We start from the raw sequence: 26,326 nt of genomic DNA, 5'->3' as shown, positions 1-26,326 counted from the left end.
ATGGACTTGACCCTGTCTGACGAGCAGCGGGAACTCGTCCGCTGGGCGAGCGAGTTCGCCGAGAGCAAACTCGCGGCGGAGGCGATGCTGCGCCAGGACCGTGACAGCCCGGCAGAGTGGCAGAATCACTCCTCGTTCCTCGCCCAGCAGGGACTTCTGGGGCTCTCTCTCCCCGAGCAGTACGGCGGTGGGGGGCTGAAACGCCTCGACGCGCTGCTCGTGGTCGAGGCCGTCTCGCGAGTGTGCCCGTACTCGGGCGCGATCGTGAGGTGGACCGTCGGCGGCCCCTCGGCGTTCATCGCCGAGCTCGCGAACCCCGAGCTCAAGGCGGCATACCTGCCCGACATCGCGCGCGGCGCGGCCGCCATCTCGGTGGCCATGACCGAGCCCGACGCCGGCACCGCATCCAGCGACCTCACGTCCCGCGCGGTGCACACCAACGGCCAGTACACGATCACGGGGAGCAAGATCTTCATCACCCTGGCCGATCGCGCGACCGCGTTCGTCGTGTACTGCCGGTTCGTCGAAGCAGGCGGCGACGCAGGCGTCGGTGCGATCATCGTGAACCGGGACGCGCCTGGGCTACGAGTGGGTGAGCGGATCGAGTGGATGGGCGGCAACGTCTACCCGCTGTACCTCGATGACGTCGTGGTCGACGAGGCGCAGGTCCTCATTTCGCCGCAGGGAAGCAAGGATTCCTACAAGCGGCTCATGCAGACCTACAACGTCGAGCGCCTCGGAGGGCTCTTCGAGCTTCTCGGGATCGCGCAGCTCGCACTCGACAAGAGCGTGACGTACGCGCGGGAGCGGCACCAGTTCGGGAAGCCGATCGCCAGTTTCCAGGCCGTCCAGCTGCGCCTCGCTGACATGGCGATGCGGCTGGCGGCCGCCCGCCTCCTGACCTACAAGGCGGCGTCCAGCGCTGACAACGGGACGGTATCGCGGCTGGACGTGTCGATGGCTCGCGTGACCACGACGGAGATGGTCCAGCAGGTGACGAGCGACGCGATGCACATACATGGCGGCTACGGCCTCACCAAGGAGTTTGGGCTCGAGTGGTTGTACAGGTTCACGCGTCACCACACCATCGCCGGTGGTACGTCGGACATCCATCGCAGCATGATCGCCTCCGACCTGACCGGCCTCCACTTCGACCACCGCGAGTAGTTGATGGCACCAGAGAGCCCGGGACGCCCCGGACCGAGCCCCCTCCCGCACCACCGCGACAGCACGGAAGGCAGACCATGACTTCGGAGCAGGAGTCCCAGCTCTGGGCGGCGCTGCAGGAAGCGAACATCCCAGTCCTCCTGCTCGTGCTGCACCACTTGACGGGTGACGAACGCTGGCTGGCCGAGCCGTACGCACCCACACCCACCGTGGCCAGCGACGACAACGACACAGGCGGGCACCCCGCCGAACTGCAGGCCGAGATCCGGGCGGCAGCCTTCGAGGTGATCCGCGGTCAACTGGGGTCTCCCGAGCCCGTGACGCCCCTCTCCGAGGCCGAGACCTTGCGAGCCCTGTCGGTGTCCCTCGGGGAGACCGTCCTCCCGGAATACGCCGGCTCGATGCTCGAAGAGTCGGGCCTCAGGCCGCGGCTCGACCGGATCGCCTGGACGAGCGACCGCCCGTCCAGGGCCGACGACTTCCCGGTGATCGTCATCGGGGCAGGCATGGCCGGAATCGCCACTGGCGTCTACCTGGACCGGCTCGGGCTCGAGTACCAGATCCTTGAGCGTGGTGACGACGTCGGCGGCGTGTGGCGCGAGAACGCCTACCCCGGCGCAGGCGTGGACACGCCCTGTCACCTGTACTCGTACTCCTTCGCCCAGCGTCCCTCGTGGAGCCGGTACTACGCTAAGCAGGAGGAAATCCTCAACTACTTCCGCGACGTCGCCGAGAGGTTCGGCGTGGTCGAGAGGGTCCGGTTCGGCCACCGGGTCGCCACGCTCACGTGGGACGAGGGGAGCGGCCGCTGGACGGTGTGCGCGACCGACGCCGACGGACGCGAGCACCGGTTCGTCGCTGCGGTCGTGATCAGCTGCGTCGGTCTCCTGAACGAACCGCAGGTCGCTGCGGTGCCGGGCGCGGACGACTTCGAAGGGCCGGCTTTCCACAGCGCCGAATGGCCGCAGGACCTGGACCTCACCGACCGGCGCGTCGCCGTGATCGGCACCGGCGCCAGTGCCGTCCAGATCGTGCCCGCGATCGCCGACGTCGCCAAGGACGTCACGGTCTTCCAGCGATCGCCGCAATGGCTGCTTCCCAACCCCAACTACCTTCGTGAGACCAGTCGGGCCACGCAGTGGCTGATGGAGCACGTGCCCACGTACATGGCGTACTACCGGATGCGCCTGATCTGGATGTGGCAGGACAAGCTGCTGGCTTCACTGCACCGAGACCCGGACTGGGCGCACCCCGAACGCTCGGTCAATGCGGTTAACGAGCGCCACCGCGCCTTCATCGAGCGGTACGTCCGGGCACAGCTCGGCGACCGCGACGACCTGTGGGACCAGGTGGTTCCGGACTACCCGCCGTACGGCAAGCGGGTGCTCATGGACAACCGCTGGTTCGAGGCGATCCAGCGCGACGACGTCACGCTCGTGCCACATGGTGCGCAGCGTCTGGAGAAAGGCGCCGTGGTGAGCGAGGACGGGGTCGTCCACCCCGCCGACGTGGTCGTGTGGGCGACCGGGTTCAAGGCCACGGAGATGCTGCGCTCCCTCGAGGTCGTCGGTCGAGGGGGCATGTCCCTCCATGAGGTGTGGGGCGTCGACAACCCCTTTGCCTACCTCGGTCTCACGGTGCCCGGGTTCCCAAACTTCTTCGTCGTCGGAGGGCCCAACACCTTCCTCGGACACGGTGGCAGTGCCATCTTCACCACCGAGTGCGGCATCACCTACATCATGCGGACCTTGGTCGAGATGCTCGAGCACGACGTGGCCAGCATCGACGTGCTCCCCGAGGTGGCCGACGCCTACGCGCGCAACGTCGACGAGCTCCACGAGGGACTCATCTGGACGCACCCCGGCATGACGACGTGGTGGCGCAACAGTCGCGGCAGGGTCGTCGTCGCCTCGCCGTGGCGAGGCGTCGACTACTGGGCGATGACGTGGGAGGCCGACTTGTCGGTGTACCGGTGCACTCCCCTCGCAGATGTCGAGGATGTTTGGCGGGAGGCCGCGCATGCCTGAAGCTGTCATCGTCGCGACCGCCCGCTCCCCGATCGGCCGGGCCAACAAGGGTTCGCTCAAGGACTTCCGACCCGACGACCTGGCCGCGCGCATGGTCGGCGCCGCCTTGGACCAGGTGCCGGAACTCGAGCGCTCTGACGTGGACGACCTTATGCTCGGCTGCGCGCAGCCAGCCGGCGAGGCCGGCTACAACATGGCGCGGGTCGTGGCCGTGCTCTCGGGTCTCGACACGGTTCCCGGTGTCACGGTGAACCGCTACTGCAGCTCCAGCCTCCAGACGACCCGGATGGCCCTCCACGCCATCCGGGCGGGCGAGGGGGACGTGTTCATCTCCGCCGGGGTCGAGACGGTCAGCCGCTATGGTCACGGTCGAGCTGACGGCATGCCCGGCAGCCGCAATCCGGTGTTCGAGGCTGCCAGCGACAGGTCAGTGCGTCGCGCGGCTGGGGAGGGCGGTGAGTGGATTGACCCGCGAGACGCCGGGACCCTGCCCGACATCTACATCACGATGGGCAACACCGCAGAGAACGTCGCGCAACGCCTCGGCATGAGCCGCGAGGAGCAGGATCAGTTCGCGGTTCGGAGCCAGAACCTGGCCGAGCACGCGATCACTGAGGGTTTCTGGGCCAAGGACATCACGCCCGTCCAGCTCGCCGACGGGTCGTGGGTGTCCGCGGACGACGGCCCGCGGGCCGGCACAACCCTGGAGGTGGTCTCGGCCCTCCCGCCTGCCTTCCAGGAGAACGGGACGGTCACAGCTGGGAACTCGTGCCCTCTCAACGACGGTGCCGCCGCCGTGGTGGTCATGAGCGAGCAGAAGGCTGCTGATCTCGGCATCGCGCCGTTGGCCCGGATCCTGTCGACGGCCGTCACGGCCCTTTCACCCGAAATTATGGGACTCGGGCCGGTGGAGGCGGTGCCGGCAGCACTCAGGCCACTCGGGATGACGATCGACGATGTGGACCTCTTCGAGATCAACGAGGCGTTCGCTGTTCAGGCGTGGGGCTCGGCCCGAGAGCTCGGCATCCCGATCGAGAGGCTCAACGTCAACGGCGGCGCGATCGCCGTCGGGCATCCCTTCGGCATGACCGGTGCGCGCATCACCAGCACCTTGGTGAACGGGCTGCGCCACCACGACAAGGAGGTCGGCGTGGAGACGATGTGCGTTGGCGGAGGCCAGGGCATGGCTATGGTCGTCCAGCGCTTGGCGTGACGAGCGCTGGACCTCGTGGCGTTCTCCTCCAGTATGCATGTCAGCCAGCGGCCCGGACGGGAGGGTGTGGTGCAAGGGGACTCGATGTGGGCAGCTCTCCTGGTGGACCGGGACGGCCAGAGCCGCGCGGTGGTTGAGCGCGTTCCAGTCCCGGTCCCGAGTGAGGGAGAGGTCCTCGTGAGGATGTCGCGTGCCGGGATATGTGGCAGCGACGTCTCGTTCGCACTGACCGGGAAGGCGTCCACATCTCGGTCACCCCTCGTGCTGGGACATGAGGCGGTGGGTGTCGTCGTGGCGGCCGGCCCGGGAGATCCCGATGACCTCGTCGGCGTCAGGGTCAGCCTGTTGCCACGGGTCGTGTGTGCACGCTGCCCCGGGTGCCAGCGTGGGCACACGGTCCAGTGCCGCGAGCAGACCTGTCTGGGAGTGGATCGCGATGGAGCGTTCGCCGAGTACGTGGTCCTGCCTGCGGCCAACTGTCTGCCCGTGCCGGACGGCTTGTCGGATGAGCTCGCAGCGGTCGCTGCCGACGCCGTCGCGACCGCCTACCACGCGGTGGTGGGTCGCGGACGCCTGCGCAGCGGCGACCGCGTGGCCATCTGGGGTGTCGGAGGTCTGGGTCTCAGTGCTGTGGGCCTGGCCAAGACGCTGGGGGCGTCGCGGATCGTGGCGGTGGACCCCAGGCCTCAGGCCCGGGCGTGGGCGCTGGCGACCGGTGCCGACGAGGTGCTGGGCCCTGCTGACGCCGCAGCGTTCCTGGCCGACCGGGGAGGGGTGGACATCGCCCTCGAGTTCGCGGGTCGCCCGGAGACCGCTGAGGCTGCGGTCCGTGCCCTCGACCACGGAGGCCGCGCGGTACTGGTAGGCGTCGGTCCCGGGTCTGTCGGCGCAGGACGCCTCATGAGCTTGGTGCTGCGCGAGCGCGCGGTCCTCGGCTCGTACGGCTCCGAACCCTTCGAGGCGCGAGCCGTGCTCGAGCTGCTCGCATCGGGACGGTTGGAGCTGCCCCACCTCGTGGGGGACACGATCGGATTGGCCGATGTGCCGCGGGGGCTCGAGCGAGTCCGGGACGGCGACCTCTCCGGCTCGCGGCTCGTCGTGGCCATCTCCTAGGGCATCGACGCATCAGCGAGGAACACTTTCACCGTTTGGAGGAAGACGTGACGGAAACAGATGCAGTTCACGGTCTGAGGATCGATCTCTCGGACCGGCTCGTGGTCGTGACCGGGGCAGCGCATGGACAGGGCCGCGCCGAGGCCGAGCTGGCGGTGGCGTGTGGTGCGCGGGTGCTTGCGCTCGACGTCATGCCGGCCGACCAGGTCGGACTCCCGACGCCGGGCCTGGAGTACGTCGAAATGGACGTCTCGGACGCGTCGGCCTGGGAGCGGCTCGGCGATCTCATCGACCGCGACCACGGTGGAGCCGTACACGGCCTGATCAACAACGCTGCGGTGACCAACCGCGAGAGCCTGCTCACCACGCCGCCGCAGCTGATGCAGGACGTCTACGCGGTCAACCTCATCGGGCCGATGCTGGGAATTCAGGCCTTGGCGCCGCGCATGGGTAGGAATGGGTCGATCATCAACATCGGGTCGGTCGCGGCACACATGGGCTACTTCGCCGCGCCTTACGCCACCAGCAAGTGGGCGTTGCGAGGGTTGACTCGAACGGCGGCTCTCGAACTGGGTGACCGTGGCATTCGGGTCAACGCGATCCACCCCGGCTTCATCCAGACCGAGATGTCGGCAACGCTGCCGCAAGTCTTCGTCGACGTGCTGCAAAGTCAGTCGCCGCTGGCGCGGCTCGGTGCTCCGATCGACGTCGCCAACGTGGCGCTGTTCTTGCTCTCCGACCTGGCCAGCTTCGTGACGGGGGTCGACATCGCTGTCGACGGCGGACTCCTCTCCCACCGGGGCGGAAAGCCGCTTCGCGACGCGTTCTTGTCAGTCAGCGGTCGCTGACCACCGCGACAAGGAGCTGGAAGACGTGCTTTCGGGCCGGGGACGAGCAGTGCAGATCGAACTGTGTGATCTCGGCCGAGGCGGCCCACCTGACGAGGTGTCGAATCGACGGTCGACCGGCCGACGTGTTCGCGATCGACCGCCCTCGTGACCTCGACTTCACCCGGCTGCCCGCTGAGCTCACCTCTACCTTGGCTGGCCAGTCCTGACGAGCGGCCCATCTGTGGGCCGAGAAGGAGCAGACCCAGACATGAACAGCGAACGGATCGTCCCGGTCGACGGGGCGCGGACGCCCGTGGGCACCTTTGGGGGTGTCTATAAGGACGTGCCAGCCCACGAACTGGGCGCCCGAGCCACCTCCGAAGCGCTGCGGCGCGCCGGCGTAGCCGCCGACGACGTGCGTGAAGTTGTCATGGGCTGCATCGGCCAGGTGGGCCCGGACACCTACAACGCACGCCGCGTGGCGGTCGCGGCCGGCTTGGCGGTGAGCACGCCAGCGTTCACGGTCAATCGGCTGTGCGGCTCCGGGCTGCAGGCCATCTGGTCGGCCGAAATGGAGATGCAGTGGAACGATCTGGACATCGCGTTGGCTGGGTGCGACGAGTCGATGAGTCGGATGCCGTTCTAGGGTCGTCGAGAACCCGCAAGGCGCTGCTCACCGAATGGCCGTCGACCTGGCCTCAGGGCCGCGCTGGGGCAGACCAAGCGCCTGCTGCGCTCGGCTGCGACACGAGACCGCGCAAGCGCCGGCGCAGACGAGACGCGCACGATCGCGGCGGCGGCCGCCACCGACTTCGCAGAGGCCGCGCTGCTCAAGTTCAATTACGTCAGCGAGACGAGGAGTTGATGGACCGACACGAGACGACGCCCATCGTCACACGAGGCGCGTCCGGGCTGGGCGCCGCGAACGTCGGGTTGATGACGGGACGCGCACCCGACAGTTTCTCAGGCGACCGGGGCGCACGAGGATATTGCTGCGGTATCGGAAGAGGGACCATAGCGCGGCCGCTCGTTGGCCGTTCCCCCCATCCCCAGTTCGCCGATGTGACATGACGCAGGGACCAGCGAGGGTGACGTCGACCGTCCGCACTGAGTCGCCCGACTCCGGTCAGTCGTGGATCGCAGAAGGTGCCTGGCCGGTGGCGTCAGGGGTTCACCGCATACCGCTGCCGCTGCCGAATGACGGCCTCAGAGCCGTCAATGTCTATGCGATCGAGACCGGCGGGGGGCTAGTGCTCGTAGATGGTGGTTGGGCGCTGCCGAACGTACCGGAGCTGCTCGATCGCTCCCTTAGGACGATCGGGTCCGGGCTGGGTGACGTCACGACATTCCTCGTGACTCACGCCCACCGCGACCACTACACCCTCGCGCGAGTCCTAGGCGATCGGCTTGGTGCACAGGTGGTCCTCGGTGCCGGCGAGCGCCCAGCGCTCGACGTGCTTCGGCGTCCAGATTGGACCTACGACCCCTTGGTCGACCTGCTGCGCCATGCGGGAGCACACGAGCTCGCTGAGCGGGTGCTCGCCGTCCCTTTCGACCCACCCAATCCAGTCTTCTGGGCTGCCCCTGACCGATGGCTCGATAGCGAGACGTCGTTGGAGCTCGGCGAGCGGCGGGTCGATGCGATCCCAACCCCTGGGCACACGCCCGGTCACTTCGTCTTCGTCGAGACTGCCCAGCGCCTGCTGTTCGCCGGCGACCACGTGCTCCCAACGATCACGCCTTCGATCGGCTTCGCGGCACCCCGACCGGTGGGTGCGTTGGCGGACTACCTCCGGTCGCTGACGAAAATCCTCCAGTTGCCGGACCTCCACGTCCTTCCCGCCCACGGCCCGACGGGCACATGGTCCCACGCCCGGGCTCGGCAACTGCTGGAGCACCACGACGTTCGGCTCGAAGCCACGCTTGACACGATCAGAGACTGCTGGCGTGGCGTCGTAGACGTCGCATCCCGGATGGCCTGGACCCGACGAGAGCTCGCCCTTGATCAGCTCGACGTGTTCAACCAGGCGGTTGCGGTCCTCGAGACCGAAGTGCATCTGGAGTTGCTTGCGGCAGATGGACGTGCCCACGGCGCAGATGGTGGCCGTGGTCGCGAGTATCGGGCTACGAGGGCTGGTTGATTTGGACAGAAATAGAAGCACGACGGCCGTGAGGAGTTTGTCGCCCGCCCAATGGGGTTCGTCAGGCGTGCTGCCGTCCACCTCGAGGTCTCTCCGTTGCCCGGGTGGGTGCCGGTACCGGTGAGGTGTGCGGCGATGTGGCGCAGGTCGTCAACGGTTCCGGTGAAGCTGGGTGCCATTCTGGTGGCGGTCTGGCGCACGGCCTCGGTTTGTTTGCGGGTGTCGATGACCAGGTGGCGAGGTGGAATCGGCGGCGGGCTTCGGCGAGATCCTTCTGCTTGCGCTCGACCGCTCTTACGTATCAGGAGTGCTATGAGTCAGCCGAATTCCTCCGCCCAGTCCCCGCTGCACGTCCCGGTGCATCCGGTGCGTTTCGTGACCGCCGCCAGTCTCTTCGACGGGCACGACGCCGCGATCACGATCATGCGGCGGTTGCTGCAGAGCCAGGGCGCCGAAGTCGTGCACCTCGGTCATGACCGCAGCGTCGAGGAGGTGGTGACGGCGGCGGTGCAGGAGGACGTGCAGGGAGTCGCCGTCTCCTCCTACCAGGGTGGGCACGTGGAGTACTTCAGCTACCTGGTCGAACGTCTTGCCGAGCGCGGCGCGGGACACGTGCGCGTGTTCGGCGGCGGCGGCGGGACGATCGTGCCTGAGGAGATCGCCCTCCTAGCCGAGCGGGGCGTGCGTATTTTCAGCCCGCAGGACGGTCAGCGCCTGGGCCTGCCCGGCATGATCAACGAGTTGGTCCGGGACTGCGACGTTGACCTGTCGGCTCAGGGGCCGGTCGTCGACGCAGTGCTGACCGGTAATGACGCCGCGCTGGCCCGTGCAATCACGGTGCTGGAAGCTGGCGCCGACGCCGCGCTGGCCGACGCGATCCGGGCCGCAGCAGGCTCGCGTACCGCCCCGGTGCTCGGCATCACCGGTACGGGCGGCTCCGGAAAGTCGTCGTTGACCGATGAACTGGTACGCCGGCTGTGCCGCGACAGCGAGGACAAGGTCCGGGTGGCGGTGCTGGCGGTCGACCCCACCCGCCGCCGTGGTGGTGCACTGCTGGGTGACCGGATCCGGATGAACAGCATCGCCCCGGGTACGGCCTTCTTCCGTTCGCTGGCGACCCGGACCCCAGGTGCCCAGGTGCCCGAGCATCTGGACGACATCGTGTCCGCCTGCAATGCCGCCGGCTACGACCTGGTCATCATCGAGACGCCTGGCATCGGCCAGGGCGACGCCGCGATCGTGCCGTACGCCGACGTATCGCTGTACGTGATGACGCCGGAGTACGGCGCACCCAGCCAGCTCGAAAAGATCGACATGCTCGATCTGGCCGATGTGGTGGCCATCAATAAGTTCGAGCGCCGCGGCGCGGAGGACGCGCTGCGGGACGTCGCACGGCAGATGGTGCGCAACCGCGAGCAGTTCGGCACCCCGTGGCAGGAGATGCCGGTCTTCGGCACCAGCGCGGCCCGTTTCGACGACGACGGCGTGACGGCGCTATACCACTACCTCAAGCAGCTACTTGGCCAGCACGGCCTCTCGACCTTCCCCGGCGTGCTGCCGGCCGCGTCGGGCCGCACCTCCACCGGCCTGCGGTCGGTGCTGCCAGCGGGCCGGGAGCGCTACCTGGCCGAGATCGCACAGACGGTGCGCCGCTACCACGCCACCACCGCGGAGCAGGTGGAGCTCGTACGACGCCGACAGTACCTGGCCGCCGCCCGTGACCTGCTCACGGGCGAAGATGAGCAAGCCGCGGCGTCGGTGGCCGCGCTGCTGGAACGCGTCGAGCATCGCTTGCATGGCGACGTGCGCCAACTGCTGGAGCAGTGGCCGACGGTACGCGCCCGCTACGACGGCGACGAGCAGGTGTACACCGTCCGGGGCAAGGAGATCCGGACCGCGCTGACCCGCACCACCCTGTCGGGTACGACACTGCCGCGGGTGGCCCTGCCGCGCGAGGGCGACGACGGGGAGCTGCTGCGGTTCCTGCGCACCGAGAACCTTCCTGGTTACTTCCCGTTCACCGCCGGGGTGTTCCCCTTCAAGCGGACCGAGGAGGCGCCGGCCCGCATGTTCGCCGGCGAGGGCGACGCCTTCCGCACCAACCGGCGCTTCCACCTGCTCAGCGCCGGCCAGCCAGCGACCCGCCTGTCGACGGCGTTCGATTCGGTCACCCTGTATGGCCGCAACCCCCACCAACGTCCCGACATCTACGGCAAGATCGGCACCTCGGGCGTGTCGATCGCCACGTTTGACGACATGCGCGAGTTGTACGCCGGGTTCGACCTGTGCTCGCCCACTACCTCGGTGTCGATGACCATCAACGGACCGGCACCGGCGATCCTGGCGATGTTTCTGACCGCGACCGTCGACCAGCAACTGGACCGGTTCCGGGAGGCCGAGGGCCGCGAGCCTACCGCCGCCGAGGCCGCGGAGGTTCGGGCGCGGACGCTGTCGACGGTGCGCGGCACGGTGCAGGCCGACATTCTCAAGGAGGACCAGGGGCAGAACACCTGCATCTTCTCCACCGAGTTCGCCCTGCGCTGCATGGCGGACATGCAGGAATGGTTCATCGCCCACCAGGTGCGCAACTTCTACTCGGTGAGCATCAGCGGCTACCACATCGCCGAGGCCGGGGCGAACCCGATCAGTCAGTTGGCGTTCACCCTCGCCAACGGCTTCACCTATGTCGAGGCGTACCTGGCCCGGGGGATGGCCATCGATGACTTCGCGCCAAACCTGTCGTTCTTCTTCTCCAACGGTATGGACGCCGAGTACACAGTCATCGGTCGGGTGGCCCGGCGGATCTGGGCCATCGCCATGCGTGATCGGTATGGCGCCGGTGAGCGAGCGCAGAAGCTGAAGTACCACGTGCAGACCTCCGGTCGGTCGCTGCACGCGCAGGAGATGGACTTCAACGACATCCGCACCACGCTGCAGGCCCTGTGCGCCATCTACGACAACGCCAACAGCCTCCACACCAACGCCTACGACGAGGCGGTCACCACACCGACTGCGCAGTCGGTGCGCCGAGCCCTGGCCATCCAGATGATCATCGACGCCGAGTGGGGGCTCGCGCACAGCGAGAACGTCCTGCAGGGCTCCTACATCGTCGACCAGCTCACCGATCTGGTCGAGGAGGCGGTGCTCGCCGAGTTCGACTGCCTCGCCGACCGCGGTGGCGTGCTCGGCGCGATGGAGACTGGCTACCAGCGCGGCCGCATCCAGGACGAGTCGATGCTTTACGAGCACCGGAAGCACGACGGCTCGCTGCCCATCATCGGCGTCAACACCTTCCTCGGCGAGAACTCCGACAAGCCACCCCAGGCCATTGAACTGGCGCGGGGCACCGACGAGGAGAAGCAGTCACAACTCGAGCGGCTCGCCGACTTCCACGTCCGGCATGCAGCGGAGGCCCCCGCCGCGCTGGAGCGGCTCAAGACCGCCGCAACCAGCGGCGGCAACATTTTCGAGGCACTGATGGACGCCGTCCAGTACTGCTCTCTCGGGCAGATCAGCGACGCGTTCTTCGAAGTTGGCGGCCAGTACCGCCGCAACGCGTGAGGGCTTCGACGGGTGCGGCGTTTGGCCGTAGGCGCGCGGTGCCGCGGAGGCGGCCCGGCTATCTGGAGGTGGAAGGGTGAGCTCGGAGAAAGTTCTCCTCGTTGAAGGTGCCCGGACCCCGGTGGGCAGTTTCGGTGGCGTGTTCAAGGACGTGCCGGCGCATGAACTCGGGGCTACCGCGGTCAGGGAGGCACTGTCTCGGGCGGGCGTGCCGTCGGCGGCAGTTGACGAGGTCGTTATGGGTTGCATCGGCCAGGTGGGGCCAGACGCCTACAACGGACGCCGGGTGGCGTTGGCCGCGGGACTGCCGGTCGCCACCCCCGCGTACACAGTGAACCGGTTGTGCGGCAGCGGGTTGCAGGCGGTCTGGTCGGCGGCAGCGCAGCTGCGGTGGGGTGGCGCAGACACGATTGTGGCCGGTGGGGACGAGAACATGACGCGGATGCCGTTCTACGACTTCGGCGCCCGGTCGGGTTACAAGCTCGGTAACCGGACCCTCGTCGACGGCACGGTTATGATGCTGACCGACCCGCTCCACGGCATCCACATGGGCGTCACCGCGGAAAAGGTGGCCCGGAAGTACGGCGTCTCCAGGCAGGACCAGGACGAGTTCGCGGTGGAGTCACAGCGGCGAGCGGCGTCGGACGCGGCCCGGGTGGCCTTCGGTGAAGAGATCGTGCCTGTCGAGGCCGGTGGGCGCAGGCCAGTGACGGTCGAGCGGGACGAGCACCCAAGGCCGGACACGACGCTGGAGGTACTGGCCGGGCTGCGGCCCGCATTCGAAACGGGCGGCACCGTCACGGCGGGCAACGCGTCGGGGATCAACGACGGCGCCGCCGCGGTAGTGCTTGCCCGGGAGTCCGTCGCCGCACAGCGGGGGCTGACCGCGCTGGTGAGCCTGGAGGCGGTGGCTACCGCCGCGATGGAGCCGGAGCTGATGGGCTACGCCCCGGTGCTGGCGCTGCGCCAGCTGTTCGACCAGACGGGCACGAGTGTCCGCGACATCGACGTGGTAGAGCTCAACGAGGCGTTCGCGGCCCAGGCGGTGGCAGTGATCCGGGACGCGGGACTGGACGTGGAGCGGACCAACCCGTACGGCGGGGCCATCGCGCTCGGCCATCCCGTGGGAGCCACCGGTGCGATCCTCGCCCTGCGGGTGGCCAAGCACCTGGCCCGCACTGACGGGGAACTCGGAATCGTCACCATGTGCATCGGCGGGGGACAGGCCATGGCCGCGCTCTTCCGGCGCGTTTGAGAAAGGACCGGTCCATGACCGAGCCAGTGCTGTACGTCGTCGACGGCGGCATCGCCCGAATCACCCTCAACCGCCCGGACGTGTCCAACGCGGCCGACCTGCCGACTGCATACGCGTTCGAGGCGGCGGTGACGCGTGCCGGTGCGGATGATGAGGTGCGAGCCATCCTGCTCACCGGGGCCGGCCCGCGCTTCTGCGCCGGCGGTGACCTCGCATCGATGGCGGCCGCCGACGATCCCGGCGGCTACGTGTGTGAACTGGCCGTGGTCTTCGACCGAGCCCTGCGATGCCTGGCCGCGCTGCCCAAACCGGTCGTCGCCGCCGTACACGGGGCGGTCGCCGGCGCGGGCCTGGGTGTCCTTCTCAGCGCGGACCTGGCGGTGGCCGCCCGCTCGACGAAGTTCGCCTTCGCATATACAGCGGTGGGACTTACCCCTGACTGCGGAGTGTCCGTACTTCTGCCTCGGGCAATCGGGCAGCAGCGCGCCCTGCAGATGGCGCTCACGCCACGCCCACTCGGCGCCGAGCAGGCACGAGATTGGGGATTGATCGCCGAGGTTGTGGAGGATGAGTCGGTGATGGCGAGGGCGACGGCGATCGCCGAACAGCTCGCGAAGGGCACGAGCGGGGCTTACGGCGAGGCCAAACGCCTGCTGCGCTCTGGTTGGGAAGCGTCGCCTGTAGACGCCTCGCGCGATGAGGCCGACACCATCGCTCGCCTCGTCGCTGGCAAGGAAGCCGCCGCCCTCATCGCCACGTTCCTTGGCCGAGGCTGACCGCGGCGTGCGAGGCGCCGGACGGGACCGGGAAACGTTAGGGGAATCATGCGCATTGAGAACACCGCCGCCATCGTGACCGGAGGTGCCTCCGGTCTGGGAGCGGCCACAACCCAGGCACTCACCAAGCGCGGTGCGAAGGTCTTCGCCTTCGATCTGCCCGCTGCGGTCGAGCGGGCCCAAGGCGGCGACAGCATCGAGTACATCGCGGTCGACGTCACCGACCCGGCACAGGTCAGGTCCGCCGTGAGTGAGGCCGCCGGCTCGGGTCTGCCGCTGCGGACCGTCGTCAACTGTGCCGGGATCGGCCCGTCGATGCGCATCCTGGGCAAGAAGGGCGTCCACGACCTGGCCCTGTACGCCAAGGTCGTGCAGGTCAACCTCGTCGGGTCCTTCAACGTCCTCGCCCTGGCCAGTGAACGCATCGCCGAGGCCAAGGCTGACGAGTACGGGCAGCGCGGCGTCATCATCAACACCGCGTCCGTAGCCGCCTACGAAGGCCAGGTCGGCCAGGCCGCCTACTCGTCGTCCAAGGGCGGGATCCTCGGCCTGACCCTTCCCGCGGCCCGGGATCTGGCCCAGTACGGCATCAGGGTGTGCACGGTCGCCCCGGGCATCGTCGACACTCCGATGCTCGCCACCGTCTCCGAGGACTTCCGCGCAGGCCTCGCCGACGGCGTGCCGTTTCCCAAGCGCCTGGCCCGCCCCGACGAGTACGCCCAACTAGCCCTGGCGATCATCGAACACGACTACCTCAACGGCGAGACCATCCGAATGGATGGCGCCCTACGGATGACCGCGCGTTAAGTACTCCTGAATTGGTGCGCCGCGCCAGGTCGAGCAAGAGTTGGCGGCGTGGACCGCTGCTCTCGCCGAGGGAGCCCGCCGGGCCGGACACTCTGCATTTGCAGGGAACCTGGAGTCTGGCGCGGTGGCTACCCGGTGGTTGTCCCGGTCTGCGCGGACTGCCAGCAGCGCCGCAGCGCGCTGCCGTGTCAGGTCGAAGGCGGCCGGATCTGCCAGGGCTGCGCCTCCCGACGCCGTGCGCGGCCCTGCATCCGCTGCGGCAACATCGCCGTCACGGCCACGATCGTGCCAGCCGGACCCATCTGCGGCTCGTGCTTCGCCCGCGACCCGCAGCGCCACGAGCCGTGCTCCCGCTGCGCGCGCCGACGGAAGGTCAACCAGCGTCTGGCCGGCGGAGAGCCGCCGCCCAGCACGACGGCTGCGACTTCGACACCGGCGACTTCAACCATCCGCTCCCGCTAACGCGACTGGGCCGGCCGGCCCCACCCGGTCAGGGCTGCTCGTTCGACTCCTGAATAGCGCGGAGAACCGAGGTCATCAGCATGACGGCGACGATGCTGTTGCCTGCCGTGTAGTGGCTGAGGTCGGCCTGGTGAACGGTGACGTGGCGGCTGAGTTCCGTAGGTGCCGGCGTGTCCTGGTTGGGGAACCATGTGGCGTAGAACGGTCCGATGGCGGCAAGGGCGGTCTTGAGCCGCAGCTCAGTCACCGACAGCTCGCCCCAGTCGTCGATCTTCACGATCTTCTTGACCGTCGCGTACTTCTTGTCGATCGTCCGTGACACGACCGTTTCGGTGATCAACACGGCGAGCGCATGAGCGGCCTCGTCGTGCCCGTCCGCGAAGGCGTCGACGACGCGGGTTGCGAGCGGGAGCTGGTTAGCGAGGTCAGCATCGCTGATCGTGGCAAGGATGTCCCGACAGTCCTGGATGATGTCGTCGCGGTTCGCCAGCAGCACCTTGATCCGCTCCTCTCGGTCGGCTGCCTGAAGGACCTGCCTGACGATCTCCTTCCGCGGCACCCAGACCAACGGAATCCCCTCGTCTTGGACGACGGAGGACACGTTCTCAAGGAGTTCCGGGTCGTCCAACGGCCAGTTCGGCGGCAACTTGGCCCGGAGCCTGTCGATGGCTTCCCCAACCCCTGTCAGATCAGGCATGGTGAACTTCGGAAGGTTCGCGAGGCTCGCCTGCAGGTTGACCAGGAAGGGCTCCATGACCTTGCTGACGTCGGCCAATTGCGCTTGAATTCGGCCCAGGCCGTCGATCAATGCAGGAGAAACGATCTTGCTGAAATCGGGCAGCTTCCCGATGGCCGTGGCCATGGCGTCGATGAACTCCGGGGTCATGTCCTCCGGGCCCGGGCCTCGGGAGGACCCAGGCCCGCCCCAGTCCCACGACCGGCGAGAAGTCGGCTCCTCCTGCGGGTCGGGCGTCTCGTCGTCAGGCCGGTCGGTCATCGGCGCGCATTCCTTCGTTCTTCTTGATCGTGGCGGCCGTGCAGGTCCGGCCCGCGACGGGGCGGTGGTCCGGCATACCCGGGTGGGTGGTTCGGTGGTGGCCGCGAGCTGCTGCATGGCGGCGAGCTTCTGCTCGGCGGCAGCGCGGCTCACTTGCAGCCCGGCGATCTCGCCGAGCCACCCATGTTCGCGTACCTCGGCGATCCGGGCATCTAAATTTCGGAGTAGCGCCTCAAGCCTGGGCGCTTGTGCGGGATCGGGGCGAAGGGCTGGGCAGAAGGGTCGAACGCGTACGCGCGGACCGTGTTCGGTGATCTGCGCTGGTCAGCCAGATGAGAGAGGAGACGCCGCTGCCGCGTTGGCCGGCCGACCCGGGGCGTGATCGAGATCGCTAGCGTGGTCCTCAAGCCCGCGAGGAGGCCACGATCGGCAGCTGACGACCCCACCCTGCGCGCGGCGCTGGTCGACCACCCGTCGGCCAGCGCCGCCCGCGCCAGCGTCACAGCTTCGCGGGATCCAGCCCGAGCACCATCGGCACCTCGTACGGCCAGGTCGGTGCCGGCTGCCCTACGTACGCCGCGGCAGCGTCGGCGGTCACCTTGACCACTGCGCGGAAGAACCTCATGCAGTCGATCGCGTCGCTCAGCCGCACATTCGGCCTCGGCTGACCTGTCGCCGAGGAGGGCCTGTCGCGCACCGCTTGGAGGACAGCGACCGCAGGCAGCACCGCGTGGCCGTGAGCAACGCCGTGCCGGACATCCAGCCATTGACGCATCGCCGTGTCCACCTGGTTCGGCGTGACGCGCACCTTCTTCCCTCGCGCTCGCTGCTGCCATGTCCAGGTCGGCTTCGGGTCGAACCCGACTCGCCGTAGCAGTGTCTGCGTCTGGCCAGGGCCGGGCGTCGAGAACTTCTCCAGCGACGAGTTGAAATCGGTCTCCCACTGCCTCATCGCGCCGGTCAGCAGTGGAGGGGCGGTGGCCGCCTGCAACTGCACCAGTGTGGCGTCCCTGAGCGCCATTGCCAGGTCCTGGACGAACGCCTGCCAGGTTGCCGCAGCGAACACCACCACGCCACGGTTCAGCGACGTCTCCTCGACCCGGCGGCCGCGGCCGCCGTCACCGACGGCGCGATGAACGACGACCATGTTCTGACAGTGCTCGAGCGCCTTGACGAAGTTGCGCACCGTGTCCTGGACGTTCACACGACCCCCTGTCCGATCTGCGAGAAGCCCTCGGGCTGGATGGATTCTCGCGCCAACTGCAGCGCCCGGCGGACCCGCTCCTGAAGGGACACGTCGGCACCAAGTCACCGAGCTTGCCGCCGCCCCATTGGCACGGGAGACCCCCGCGTGGGGGGACGACTCCCTGACGTCCGGGGCGACCGGCGGAGCGGGAAGACCCCGCGCGTGCGGGGACGATGTCAGGCCCGGGTCGACGCACGCCACACCCGCCCGAAGACCCCGCGCGTGCGGGGACGACACGCGGAGCCCGATCCGCATCTCCCACTGCGACGGGAGACTCCCGCGCGTGCGGGGACGACAGGGCTAGGGCGTCGAGGAGGTCCTCGAATCCCGGGAGACCCCCGCGCGTGCGGGGACGACTCCATCGCGACGAAGGTGACGGTCCGCTTGTGCGGAAGACCCCCGCCCGTGCGGGGACGACTACGGCGTCTACCCCGAGTCGTTCTGCCAGGACGGAAGACCCCCGCGCGTGCGGGGACGACCTCCTTGATCGTTCCTTGGGTGCAGAACACTGCGGAAGACCCAGGCGCGTGCGGGGACGACAGTTCGGGGCAGGTTAGCGGGCCGAGCTGGGATGGAAGACCCCGCGCGTGCGGGACGACGGCGCTCGGCCTGGTCAAATCCGCCTTCCTGCTGGAAGACCCCCGCGCGTGCGGGACGACCATGCCTGCCTGTCCGGGACCGCGTTCATCGCGGGAAGACCCCGCGCGTGCGGGGACGACTGGTGGGCCGGCGGTGTGACGACGTCCCACTGCGGGAGACCCCCGCGCGTGCGGGGACGACGCCTCGGTGCCGAGGTCGATCTCGTTGGTGCCCGGAAGATCCCCGCGCGTGCGGGGACGACTACAGCGACCCGACCCGGTCGTCCTGCACAACGGAAGACCCCGCGCGTGCGGGGAGGACGGACTCCCCCCGGGGCTCCCGGAGGACCACGGCGGAGGACCCCCGCCCGTGCGGGGACGACGTGTCGTCCAGGACGAGGTGCCACTGCCGCCGGGAAGACCCCGCGTGTGCGGGGACGATCGGCCGATGCCCGTACCCGGCAGCATGACCTCGGGAGGACCCCCGCGCGTGCGGGGACGACCGCCAGGAGACGATGACCTTCACTCTTCATCAGGGAAGACCCCCGCACGTGCGGGAACGACCGGGCCCGGGCCGGTGGTTGTGGCTGCCGCAGCGTAAGACCCCCGCGCTTGTGGGGACGACTGGGCGGTGCCCGTGCCGGTGGTGAAGTGCTGGGGAAGACCCCCGCGCGTGCGGGGACGACGCCAGCACCCGCCTGGCCTCGACCCAGCTCGGCGGGAGACCCCGGCGCGTGCTGGGACGTCGGTGCGGTCGGCGCGCTGTGCGGCCCGCAAAGGGGGCGGCGCCGGCTCTGCACGAGCCTGCTGGCGACCTCGGGCCGCCTTGACCGGCCCGGCCCGCCATGCTGGAAGGATCAGGATTCGAAGATCTTGGGCCCCGCCCGCACCCGGGCCCCTCACAGATGCCGCCGCGGCTCCGACGGGCACCACACCTCGGCAGGCAGCTCGCCAAACTGCTGTGTGATCAACGGCTCCTGCACCTCTCGGACCACCGACGTCGCGAGCATCGTCGCGATCAGCGCGTTCACGGGCGTGTACTGGACGCGGGCCACGGTGTGGGCCGTGGCATGCCGGTTTGCCAGGGACGGAACCGGGTCACCCTTGTCGGGATGGAATGTGTCGAAGACCCGCAGCAGCGGCCACAGTGCGGCCGACTGGCGGAAGTCTGCCATCACACAGTCGCGGGACGCCTCGATCTGGGTCACCATCGGCTTGTAGAAGCGGTTCTGCGGCACGCTCGCGAACAACGTTCCGCGCAGGGTCGAGTCCACCACGTTCATCGCGAACGCCTGTGCCGGCTCGTCGTGGCCGTCCCGCAACGCTGCGACGACCTTCCGGGCCGCGGTGGCATAATCGCTCAGCTCGGGTGCGGTCACCGCGTTCAGTGCCTGGTCGCAGTCGTCCAGCACCTCAGCGCGATGCTTAAGGAGGATGTTCCGCCGGCGACCCGGCTCTGCCTTGCGGAGCACATCAATCACCTCGGCACGCGGCACCCAGCACAGCGGGATGCCCTCGTCGTCGGCCAACTCCTTGACCTCGCGGATGAAGATGTCGTCGGGCCAGTTCGGCGGATAGCCCAGAAGGCCGACCGCCTCCGCCCAAGCGGTGAGTCTCGGGATGGACAGCTCGCTGACCAGCTGGCGAAGACTGCTACTCGCCTTATCCCACTCGGCCGCGGCCGAGGCGAGGGTCGAGAATTTCTGCAGGGGGTATCCGGCGGCAATACGGTCTACCTGTTCGATGTTCGCCCGCATCTGCTGAATCCAGGTCGGGTTTGTTGCCCGCCGAGAGTCGGCCGCCCGCCACACGGCCGCCGTCAAATCGGGACTGTTGAGCGTGTTCTGCATGCGCTGCACGTTCTGGGCGAAGAGGGTTGCTCCCAGCCTAGACCCCCGACGCGGCGCCTCTTCGCGCCCTGGCTGCTCGTCCTCGTTCTGGGGGCTATCGTCCGTGGGCACGTCGGGCATGTCTGTCCTCTACTTCTCGGCTCGACGTCCATGATCCCAGTGCTGGTCCACCTGCGGCCACCGTTGCCGTAGGCAGCGCTGCCGTCACCACCAGCAGCAGCCCCACATCCGTTCCTCGCCAGCCGGCAAGCCGGGGGGCCACCCCGGCCGCGACTACCCACCTGCTGCTTGCCGTGTTCAGGGCCAACCCGCGACTACCTGGTGCGCGCCGCGTGGCGGATCGCCACCGGTACCCCGCTGCCCCTCCCGGTGCGGGCAAGCCGGCTCCGACATCCACTTCGCCACCGTCGACCATCGCGGCCGTCACCCGCGCGACCGGCACCGCGATGAGGACGCCGGCTGTGCGCCTCCCGCTATCGTTAACCACCCTCCTCACTGGGCGGCCAACCACGTTTCGAGCGAAAGGACTCCCGATGAGCAGAGCGGGCCGGAACAGGCCCAAGGCCCGCGGCATCCGCGCCTTGAGTCGCGAGCAGAGGACGACCGTGCTCAAGCGTGCCGCCCGGCTCGTCAACGAGATCAACGAGGCGAAACCCCAGTGCATCGAGGGGGTCGCGACGCTTGACCGCGTAGCGGAACTCGTGCAGATCAAGGCCCAGCCAGTACCGGTCGCGGTCGCCGCGCAGGGGCCGGCTGGAGCCTGCCTGCTGGGTGAAGCGGTGAAGGGTGTCATCCCGCTCAAGGCTGGCGGGACGGTGAGGCGCTCGCCGGCGTTCAACGCCGACATCTGGAAGGGCGCCGGCCACCTCGTCCTGTTCGCACCGCAGGAGGGCATTCTCTTCGACCCCACCTGGGACCAGGTGAGCCGCGCAACCGGGCTTCCACGTGGCGCGCTGATCATGCCGGTTACCGCCGACCAGCTGTACACCGACGACGTGCCCTTCCAAGTCGACGGCGGCCAGGTCCTGTACCGGACCGTCCAGAGCGACTCGGCCTGGAGGACCTCGTACAACTCCCAGTACGCACGTCTCGGGCGGTTCGCACGGGAGGCCGCGCGACGGGCGCTGGAACTGGAAGGGTTCGACGAGGACTTGGTGGCGGGGTGAGCGTCGACCAGGCCAAGGCGGCTCGGGTGGAGGAGCTCGCCGCGTACGGCCTCCGGCGGGTCGAGCGGGCGGACGCTGCGAGTGACCCGTGCCCTCCAGCGGGTGGGCGTCGGCGAGGAAGAAGCCGCCGGCTGGGCGCTGGTCCGCACACGGCGGGCCGACTCCGAGTCGACGCGCCGGCTGCCGGCGCAGGTTCGCAGAGCCCCGACCGCAGCTAATGCCCGCGCTCGGTTCGGCGTGGCGGCTCTGTCGCCCGACCGCCGGGCAAGGGGACACGGGCTGCTTCGGTTCGGCGTCCACCAAGGATCCTCCCGAGTTCAGCCGGCGCGCCGTCGCCGAGCAGGGACGGATTCTCCTCGAGCAGCGCCGTGATGGCTGCCCGGAGCTGGTCGGCGGTGAGCGCCTCCACCATGCTGTCCAGTGCCAAGAGGCCGTTTACGTCCTCGATCCGGGCTTCCCGGAGAATTCTGAGCTGCTCTTCGCTGTACAGCCGGGTCACGAGGGCCGCCAGGAAACGGTTCCGCGCTTCCTCGGTGCTCATGCTGGCCCGGTACGCCTCGAGTGCGGCGACCACTTCCTGCGTCTCGGTCGGGTGTGCAGCCGCTGCCGCCGCGGCATGCTCCGCACGGATGGCCGGGCCGCCGGTCTCACGGGATCTGAACCGATTCCACGTCGACCTCACGACCGGCACCGCCTGCTCCAGCCATCTCGTCACATGTGGTTTGGCTTTGTCCGCAACGATGGTGGCGCCGAGGATGAGCAGGTCGCGGAGCATCTCCTTCTCCCGCTCCGACAACAACGACTCCGCCGGTGCCGGCGGTCTGTCGGGCTCGCTCGGATCCGGGACGTAGACGTACGGATCTTCTTCGTCGTCCTCGTCGATGTCGCTCAGCGTGACGTGACCGAGCTTGTTGGTGCCGTCTTCACGAGTCAGGGGGCTGTACTCGCCGGGTTTCTTCTGCGACTGCGACAGATGCGATCCGTCGTCGTACTCAACCCACATCTTCTTTTTAGGCATTCGCCGCCCCCTCCCCAGGCCAGATTCAAAGTCGCAAGCCTATTGCCCCGGAACCACTGCTGTCTTGTGGCGATGGCCTTTTTGGCAGGGCGGGGTCCGTGGCGACGTCAGTCGGGAGCGCCTCCCGCGCGTACGGACAGGGCTTCGATGCTCGACGCTGATGCTCGACCAGTCGGGTGCTGTTCATCCTGCTCGGCGCAGCCATCCTGGTCTTCGTCGCCCGCCGACTCCGCAAGCCTGAGGGGGGCACCACCGGCTAACGGCGCCGGATGGTGCCGCAGGCCGCGCTCGACGCCGTCACCTTTGACTTCCCTGGTCGCCACGCCCATGAAGGCGTCTTCCTGCTTGCGACAGACCGAAAGGACTACTTCCGGCTGACCCGGACGGTCGGGCGGGCCACCGAGCTACTACACCAGTTCCGGCTCATCGACCGGCCCCGGACCCTCGGCGCAAACCGCCGCACTGGGAACGTCGAGGCTCGGGGCGTCCGGTGGGCGATTCGGCAGGCGATGCCCGCGTTGTTCACGACAACGACGCGGCGTTGCAACGGCCTGCGCTGGACTCGAGCCACCAAGTGGACCAGCCAGAAGCCGCTCCACTACCGATCGAGGTCTCGGAGAGCAATCTGCATCATCCCGCCTCTTGCCCTAGGCGAACGTTTGTGCAAGGGTCCTCAATCAGTTGAGCAATCGTTTGTGCAGAGGTGGGGCGTGTGCGGATTGCGGTGCTGGCGACCGGCGGGACAATCGCCTCGCGGCTGGACGCCGACGGGGATCTAGCGGTGACCGACACGGTGGCCGAGCTGCTGGCCGGTCTGCCGCTGCCAGCCGGCGTTGAGGTAGTGGGCTTTGACCTGTCCCACCAGCCGAGCTTCACCCTGACCCTCGACGACATGCTCGCCACGGTTCGGCAGGTCCGCGCGAAGCTCGCCGAGGGCTTTAGCGGCGTGGTGGTCACGCACGGTACGGACACCCTGGAGGAGACCGCGTACCTCACCGGGCAGCTCACCCGCCGGGACGCCCGGATCGTGCTGACCGGGGCGCAGCGCGGCGCGGACGAGCCCGACTCCGACGCCCGGCGCAACCTCACCGATGCGCTGCAGGTGGTCGCCACGTCCGAGCCGGTCGGCGTGGCGATCGTCTTGGGCGGCCTGGCCTGCGCCGCCGTTGAGGGCCGCAAGGTGCATACCTCGGCGATCTCGGCGTTCTCTGGTGGTTCCGCCGGCACGCTGGCCTTAGTGGACCCGGAGGGGGTGCTGCGGCTGTCGACGGCAGTGCGAGGCGGGTATTACGCGACTCTTCCCTTGCCCGACCGGCTGCCTCGGGTCGACTTGGTCAAGCTCGTCGCCGGGGCGGACGGGACCCACCTGCGCGCGTCACTGGATGCCGGCGCCGCTGGCATCGTCGTCGAGGCGTTTGGGATAGGCAACGCTCCGCCGGCCGTGGCCGACGCGGTCCGCGAGGCCCAGAAGCAGGGTGTTCCGGTCGCCATCACTAGCCGGACTGGCGCCGGCCGGGTTCGGCCTATTTACGCCGGGGGCGGAGCGGACCTCGCCCGGGCCGGCGCGATCTTCGCCGGTGACCTGACCGGCCCCCAGGCCCGAGTGGCGCTGGCCCTGACTCTGGCCCACGAACCACCCGGCTGTGTGCCGGAGGCCCTGCGGGGCATGGCGGAAGGACGTCACGCGTGAAGACCGAAGCCGTGGTGATCGAACGGTACGGCGGCCCAGAGGTGCTGACCCGTACCAAGGTGGAAGTGCCACCGCCCGGACCGGACGAAGTGCTGCTGCGGGTGCTGGCGGTGGCCGTCAACCACCTCGACGCCGACCTGCGCGCCGGGGTGTCTCGGATGCCGCTGCGCCTGCCCCACGTGCTCGGCCGGGAGGTCGTCGGGGTGGTGGAGGAGATCGGCTCTCGGGTGGCCGACCGCAGCCCTGGCGACCGAGTAGTCGTCCTGCCGAACACACCATGCGGCACATGCCCCCGCTGCCTCGGCGGGCGGGCCAACCTCTGTCCACTGGCGGACATGCCTGGGATCACCCGGTGGGGCGGCTACGCGTGCCACACCCTCGCGCCGGCCCGAGGGCTACTCGACCTCGGCGACCTCGACCCGGTGCTGGCGGCGGCGACGCCGATCTCGTTCGGCACCGCGTGGCGCACGCTGTACTCGATCGGACGGCTCGCGCCTGGCGAGTGGGTGCTCGCGCCAGGGGCGGCCGGTGGGCTCGGCCACGCTGTGGTGCAGCTAGCCCGGCTCGGCGGCGCGCGCGTGGTCGGGCTGGTCGGCGACCCGGCGAAGGCCGAGTTTGTCCGCTCGCTCGGCGCGGAAGCGGTGTTGAGTACCCGGGACAGGGACTGGCCGGTGCAGGCCCGCGAGATCACCGGGGGCGCGGGCTTCGACGTGATCGTCGAGCACATCGGCGGGGACGTGTTCGAGGCCGCGCTCGGCACGCTTGCCTCCACCGGCCGGCTTGTCGTCGCCGGCGGACACGCCGGTGAGCACCCCCACCTGGACGTCATCGACACCTTCCGCAACGAGTACGAGCTGCGGGGCTCGCGCAGCCAGCGCCCTGACGAGATTGCCCGGGTGCTGGGGCTGGTGGCGACCGGGCAAGTCAGCCCGCGGGTCGACAGCGTTCTGCCGCTGGCCGACGCGGCAGGGGCGCACTGGGCGATGGCCGACCGGCGCGTGCTCGGCAAGATGGTGATTACGCCGTGAGCGCCCCCGTCTCGCCGGCCGCTCCGACCGCCGACATGTTGCCCGCGCTGGTGGCCGCCGGAGTGGACGCCGCCGATGCGCTGCTCGCCACCGCCGACGGCCAGGTCCGAGTACGCCGGGTCGCGGCCCGGTTGACCGCCAACGCGCTCGCCGCCACCGGTCACCTGCCGGCCGGCCTCGCCGACATCGGCACCCCGGACGGTCGCTGCACCCTGCTGGCCGGGCCCGGTGGCACCGACGACCCGGCCCGGGCGGCTGCCGTCACCGCGGCGGCGATCACCACCAGCCAATGCGACGAGGGACTGCGGGAGGCCCGGGGGCATCCTGGACTGCACGCGTACGCCGCCGGCCTGGCGGGCACCGAGGCCAGCGACGGGACGCTGCGGGTGTTCTTGCGAGCGTTGGCAGTCGGGTGGGAGGTGGGCGCCCGGCTCGGACTGCTGTTCGGCGCGCCCCGGCCCGGGGTGCACCCGCACGGAGGCTGGGGCACTGCCGCGGCGGCCGCCGCGGGCGGGGTCGCCGTCGGGCTGGACACCGCCGGGCTGACCGACACGGTGAACCTTGCGCTGACCGTGGCACTGAGCGGACCCGATGCGACCACCCGCAGCGGGCGCGCGGCGCACCACCTGCTGCCCGCGTTCGGGACGGCGAACGGGCTGCGGACGGCGTACCTGGTGCGCGACGGGTTCCCGGCGACCGACCCAGCTGCGGGCCACGTCATTCAGACCATCCACCAGGGTGCTCCCACCCCGGCGGCGGTCAACGCCGCGCTCGACCCCCGGCCGTTGCTGCCGGCTGCCTACTTCAAGCCGGTAGGAGTGTGCGCGCACACGTTGACCAGTTGGACGGCAGTACGCGCGCTGGGCGTCCCCGCCTCCGAGGTAGCCGGGGTGACCGTGCACACCTACGCGGCGGCGGCCCTGCTCGCGCACCGGCGACCCGCCAACCGACTGGCTCGGCAGTTCAGCATCCCTTGGGTGGTGGCATGCGGCCTGGTCGGCGTGGACCCGGGCGCGGCGGCCGACGACAACCGGCACGCGACCGTCGCGCGGCTCGCGGAACGGGTCACCGTCCGCCACGATCCGCGCCTGGACGGCGGGTACCCCGCCGGCCGACCCACGGTGGTTGAAGTGGACTCCCGGTCGGGTCGGCGGTTCACCGGTGAGGCCCGCTTCCACCCCGGCGATCGGGAAACACCGCTGAGCCCGGACGAGCTGGCGACGATCGACGTCGAACTGATCGCTACGCCTGGGGCGCCCGAGGGCTCCGGCGAACTGCTGGCCCGGCTCGCCAGCTCCCCCGATGTGATGCCACTACGTGGGCTCACCCGGCTGGTCCGCACCGACCAAGCCGACTCCACCGCGCCACCCATCACCTCTCATGCGCCGAAAAGGATGTGAC

20 protein-coding genes are annotated in these 26,326 nt (G+C 69.1%); 15 read left to right on the top strand and 5 right to left on the bottom strand.

What is annotated here, in order from left to right:
* From GA0070613_RS24570 to GA0070613_RS24520, 11 genes are all read left to right on the top strand, one after another.
* Window positions 1–1,167, top strand: a complete 1,167-nt coding sequence (locus tag GA0070613_RS24570) for an acyl-CoA dehydrogenase family protein (RefSeq protein WP_089014448.1) — start codon at window positions 1–3, stop codon at window positions 1,165–1,167.
* Between the two features lie 77 nt (window positions 1,168–1,244).
* Complete coding sequence (locus GA0070613_RS24565; RefSeq protein WP_089014447.1) at window positions 1,245–3,194, top strand: flavin-containing monooxygenase; 1,950 nt, start codon at window positions 1,245–1,247, stop codon at window positions 3,192–3,194.
* Complete coding sequence (locus tag GA0070613_RS24560) at window positions 3,187–4,407, top strand: acetyl-CoA C-acetyltransferase (protein ID WP_089014446.1); 1,221 nt, start codon at window positions 3,187–3,189, stop codon at window positions 4,405–4,407. The genes GA0070613_RS24565 and GA0070613_RS24560 overlap by 8 nt, the downstream gene beginning before the upstream one ends.
* Window positions 4,408–4,440: 33 nt before the next feature.
* Window positions 4,441–5,520, top strand: coding sequence for a zinc-dependent alcohol dehydrogenase (locus GA0070613_RS24555; protein ID WP_331716739.1), 1,080 nt, complete (start codon window positions 4,441–4,443; stop codon window positions 5,518–5,520).
* Window positions 5,521–5,555: 35 nt separating this feature from the next.
* Complete coding sequence (locus GA0070613_RS24550; protein WP_197698974.1) at window positions 5,556–6,368, top strand: SDR family NAD(P)-dependent oxidoreductase; 813 nt, start codon at window positions 5,556–5,558, stop codon at window positions 6,366–6,368.
* Between the two features lie 250 nt (window positions 6,369–6,618).
* Window positions 6,619–6,996: a thiolase family protein gene (locus tag GA0070613_RS24545; RefSeq protein ID WP_089014444.1), complete on the top strand. Its 378-nt coding sequence runs from the start codon at window positions 6,619–6,621 to the stop codon at window positions 6,994–6,996.
* 34 nt (window positions 6,997–7,030) lie between these two features.
* On the top strand, window positions 7,031–8,491 hold the full coding sequence (locus GA0070613_RS34510) for an MBL fold metallo-hydrolase (RefSeq protein ID WP_408630965.1): 1,461 nt from the start codon (window positions 7,031–7,033) through the stop codon (window positions 8,489–8,491).
* Window positions 8,492–8,653: 162 nt separating this feature from the next.
* Window positions 8,654–12,052 carry a fused isobutyryl-CoA mutase/GTPase IcmF gene (gene icmF / locus GA0070613_RS24535; protein ID WP_231929437.1) on the top strand — a complete coding sequence of 1,133 codons (3,399 nt, stop codon included), beginning with the start codon at window positions 8,654–8,656 and terminating at the stop codon, window positions 12,050–12,052.
* A gap of 76 nt (window positions 12,053–12,128) precedes the next feature.
* Window positions 12,129–13,307 carry a thiolase family protein gene (locus GA0070613_RS24530; protein ID WP_089014441.1) on the top strand — a complete coding sequence of 393 codons (1,179 nt, stop codon included), beginning with the start codon at window positions 12,129–12,131 and terminating at the stop codon, window positions 13,305–13,307.
* Between the two features lie 14 nt (window positions 13,308–13,321).
* The gene (locus tag GA0070613_RS24525; protein ID WP_089014440.1) at window positions 13,322–14,083 is read left to right on the top strand and encodes an enoyl-CoA hydratase/isomerase family protein; all 762 of its coding nucleotides are present in this window, start codon (window positions 13,322–13,324) and stop codon (window positions 14,081–14,083) included.
* A gap of 48 nt (window positions 14,084–14,131) precedes the next feature.
* The gene (locus GA0070613_RS24520) at window positions 14,132–14,890 is read left to right on the top strand and encodes an SDR family NAD(P)-dependent oxidoreductase (protein WP_089014439.1); all 759 of its coding nucleotides are present in this window, start codon (window positions 14,132–14,134) and stop codon (window positions 14,888–14,890) included.
* A gap of 188 nt (window positions 14,891–15,078) precedes the next feature.
* Here the strand turns inward: GA0070613_RS24520 and GA0070613_RS24515 are convergent, their stop codons facing one another.
* The 4 genes from GA0070613_RS24515 to GA0070613_RS24500 form a co-directional block, all read right to left on the bottom strand.
* Window positions 15,079–15,339: a hypothetical protein gene (locus GA0070613_RS24515; protein ID WP_089014438.1), complete on the bottom strand. Its 261-nt coding sequence runs from the start codon at window positions 15,337–15,339 to the stop codon at window positions 15,079–15,081.
* A gap of 41 nt (window positions 15,340–15,380) precedes the next feature.
* Window positions 15,381–16,466 carry a hypothetical protein gene (locus GA0070613_RS33695; protein WP_231929436.1) on the bottom strand — a complete coding sequence of 362 codons (1,086 nt, stop codon included), beginning with the start codon at window positions 16,464–16,466 and terminating at the stop codon, window positions 15,381–15,383.
* Between the two features lie 382 nt (window positions 16,467–16,848).
* Entirely contained in the window at window positions 16,849–17,553 is a 705-nt protein-coding gene (locus tag GA0070613_RS24505; RefSeq protein WP_089014437.1) for a hypothetical protein, read from the bottom strand.
* 1,519 nt (window positions 17,554–19,072) lie between these two features.
* Window positions 19,073–20,023 carry a hypothetical protein gene (locus tag GA0070613_RS24500; RefSeq protein WP_157746499.1) on the bottom strand — a complete coding sequence of 317 codons (951 nt, stop codon included), beginning with the start codon at window positions 20,021–20,023 and terminating at the stop codon, window positions 19,073–19,075.
* Window positions 20,024–20,556: 533 nt separating this feature from the next.
* On the opposite strand from GA0070613_RS24500, the gene GA0070613_RS24495 reads away from it, so the two are divergent.
* Complete coding sequence (locus tag GA0070613_RS24495) at window positions 20,557–21,189, top strand: hypothetical protein (protein WP_089014435.1); 633 nt, start codon at window positions 20,557–20,559, stop codon at window positions 21,187–21,189.
* 214 nt (window positions 21,190–21,403) lie between these two features.
* On the opposite strand, the gene GA0070613_RS24490 is transcribed toward GA0070613_RS24495, so the two are convergent.
* Window positions 21,404–22,207, bottom strand: coding sequence for a hypothetical protein (locus tag GA0070613_RS24490; protein ID WP_089014434.1), 804 nt, complete (start codon window positions 22,205–22,207; stop codon window positions 21,404–21,406).
* Window positions 22,208–22,919: 712 nt separating this feature from the next.
* On the opposite strand from GA0070613_RS24490, the gene GA0070613_RS24485 reads away from it, so the two are divergent.
* The 3 genes from GA0070613_RS24485 to GA0070613_RS24475 are packed head-to-tail and all read left to right on the top strand — an operon-like array spanning window position 22,920 to window position 26,325.
* Window positions 22,920–23,897, top strand: a complete 978-nt coding sequence (locus tag GA0070613_RS24485; RefSeq protein WP_089014433.1) for an asparaginase — start codon at window positions 22,920–22,922, stop codon at window positions 23,895–23,897.
* Window positions 23,894–24,925: a quinone oxidoreductase family protein gene (locus GA0070613_RS24480; protein ID WP_089014432.1), complete on the top strand. Its 1,032-nt coding sequence runs from the start codon at window positions 23,894–23,896 to the stop codon at window positions 24,923–24,925. Before GA0070613_RS24485 ends, GA0070613_RS24480 begins: the two co-directional genes overlap by 4 nt.
* Window positions 24,922–26,325 (top strand): MmgE/PrpD family protein, encoded by a 1,404-nt coding sequence (locus GA0070613_RS24475; protein ID WP_089014431.1) that lies wholly within the window; start codon window positions 24,922–24,924, stop codon window positions 26,323–26,325. The genes GA0070613_RS24480 and GA0070613_RS24475 overlap by 4 nt, the downstream gene beginning before the upstream one ends.
* The last annotated feature ends 1 nt before the right edge of the window (window position 26,326 follow it).

This window comes from Micromonospora inositola (assembly GCF_900090285.1).
GTDB classification, from domain to species: domain Bacteria; phylum Actinomycetota; class Actinomycetes; order Mycobacteriales; family Micromonosporaceae; genus Micromonospora; species Micromonospora inositola.
This window is presented reverse-complemented; position numbering and strand designations above follow the sequence as displayed.

Coding starts and splice junctions, on each gene's coding strand:
- GA0070613_RS24570 (WP_089014448.1), top strand. CDS start 1: ATGGACTTGACCCTGTCTGACGAGCAGCGGGAACTCGTCCGCTGGGCG.
- GA0070613_RS24565 (WP_089014447.1), top strand. CDS start 1,245: ATGACTTCGGAGCAGGAGTCCCAGCTCTGGGCGGCGCTGCAGGAAGCG.
- GA0070613_RS24560 (WP_089014446.1), top strand. CDS start 3,187: ATGCCTGAAGCTGTCATCGTCGCGACCGCCCGCTCCCCGATCGGCCGG.
- GA0070613_RS24555 (WP_331716739.1), top strand. CDS start 4,441: ATGCATGTCAGCCAGCGGCCCGGACGGGAGGGTGTGGTGCAAGGGGAC.
- GA0070613_RS24545 (WP_089014444.1), top strand. CDS start 6,619: ATGAACAGCGAACGGATCGTCCCGGTCGACGGGGCGCGGACGCCCGTG.
- GA0070613_RS34510 (WP_408630965.1), top strand. CDS start 7,031: ATGGCCGTCGACCTGGCCTCAGGGCCGCGCTGGGGCAGACCAAGCGCC.
- GA0070613_RS24525 (WP_089014440.1), top strand. CDS start 13,322: ATGACCGAGCCAGTGCTGTACGTCGTCGACGGCGGCATCGCCCGAATC.
- GA0070613_RS24520 (WP_089014439.1), top strand. CDS start 14,132: ATGCGCATTGAGAACACCGCCGCCATCGTGACCGGAGGTGCCTCCGGT.
- GA0070613_RS24515 (WP_089014438.1), bottom strand. CDS start 15,339: ATGGTTGAAGTCGCCGGTGTCGAAGTCGCAGCCGTCGTGCTGGGCGGC.
- GA0070613_RS33695 (WP_231929436.1), bottom strand. CDS start 16,466: ATGCAGCAGCTCGCGGCCACCACCGAACCACCCACCCGGGTATGCCGG.
- GA0070613_RS24500 (WP_157746499.1), bottom strand. CDS start 20,023: ATGCAGAACACGCTCAACAGTCCCGATTTGACGGCGGCCGTGTGGCGG.
- GA0070613_RS24495 (WP_089014435.1), top strand. CDS start 20,557: ATGAGCAGAGCGGGCCGGAACAGGCCCAAGGCCCGCGGCATCCGCGCC.
- GA0070613_RS24490 (WP_089014434.1), bottom strand. CDS start 22,207: ATGCCTAAAAAGAAGATGTGGGTTGAGTACGACGACGGATCGCATCTG.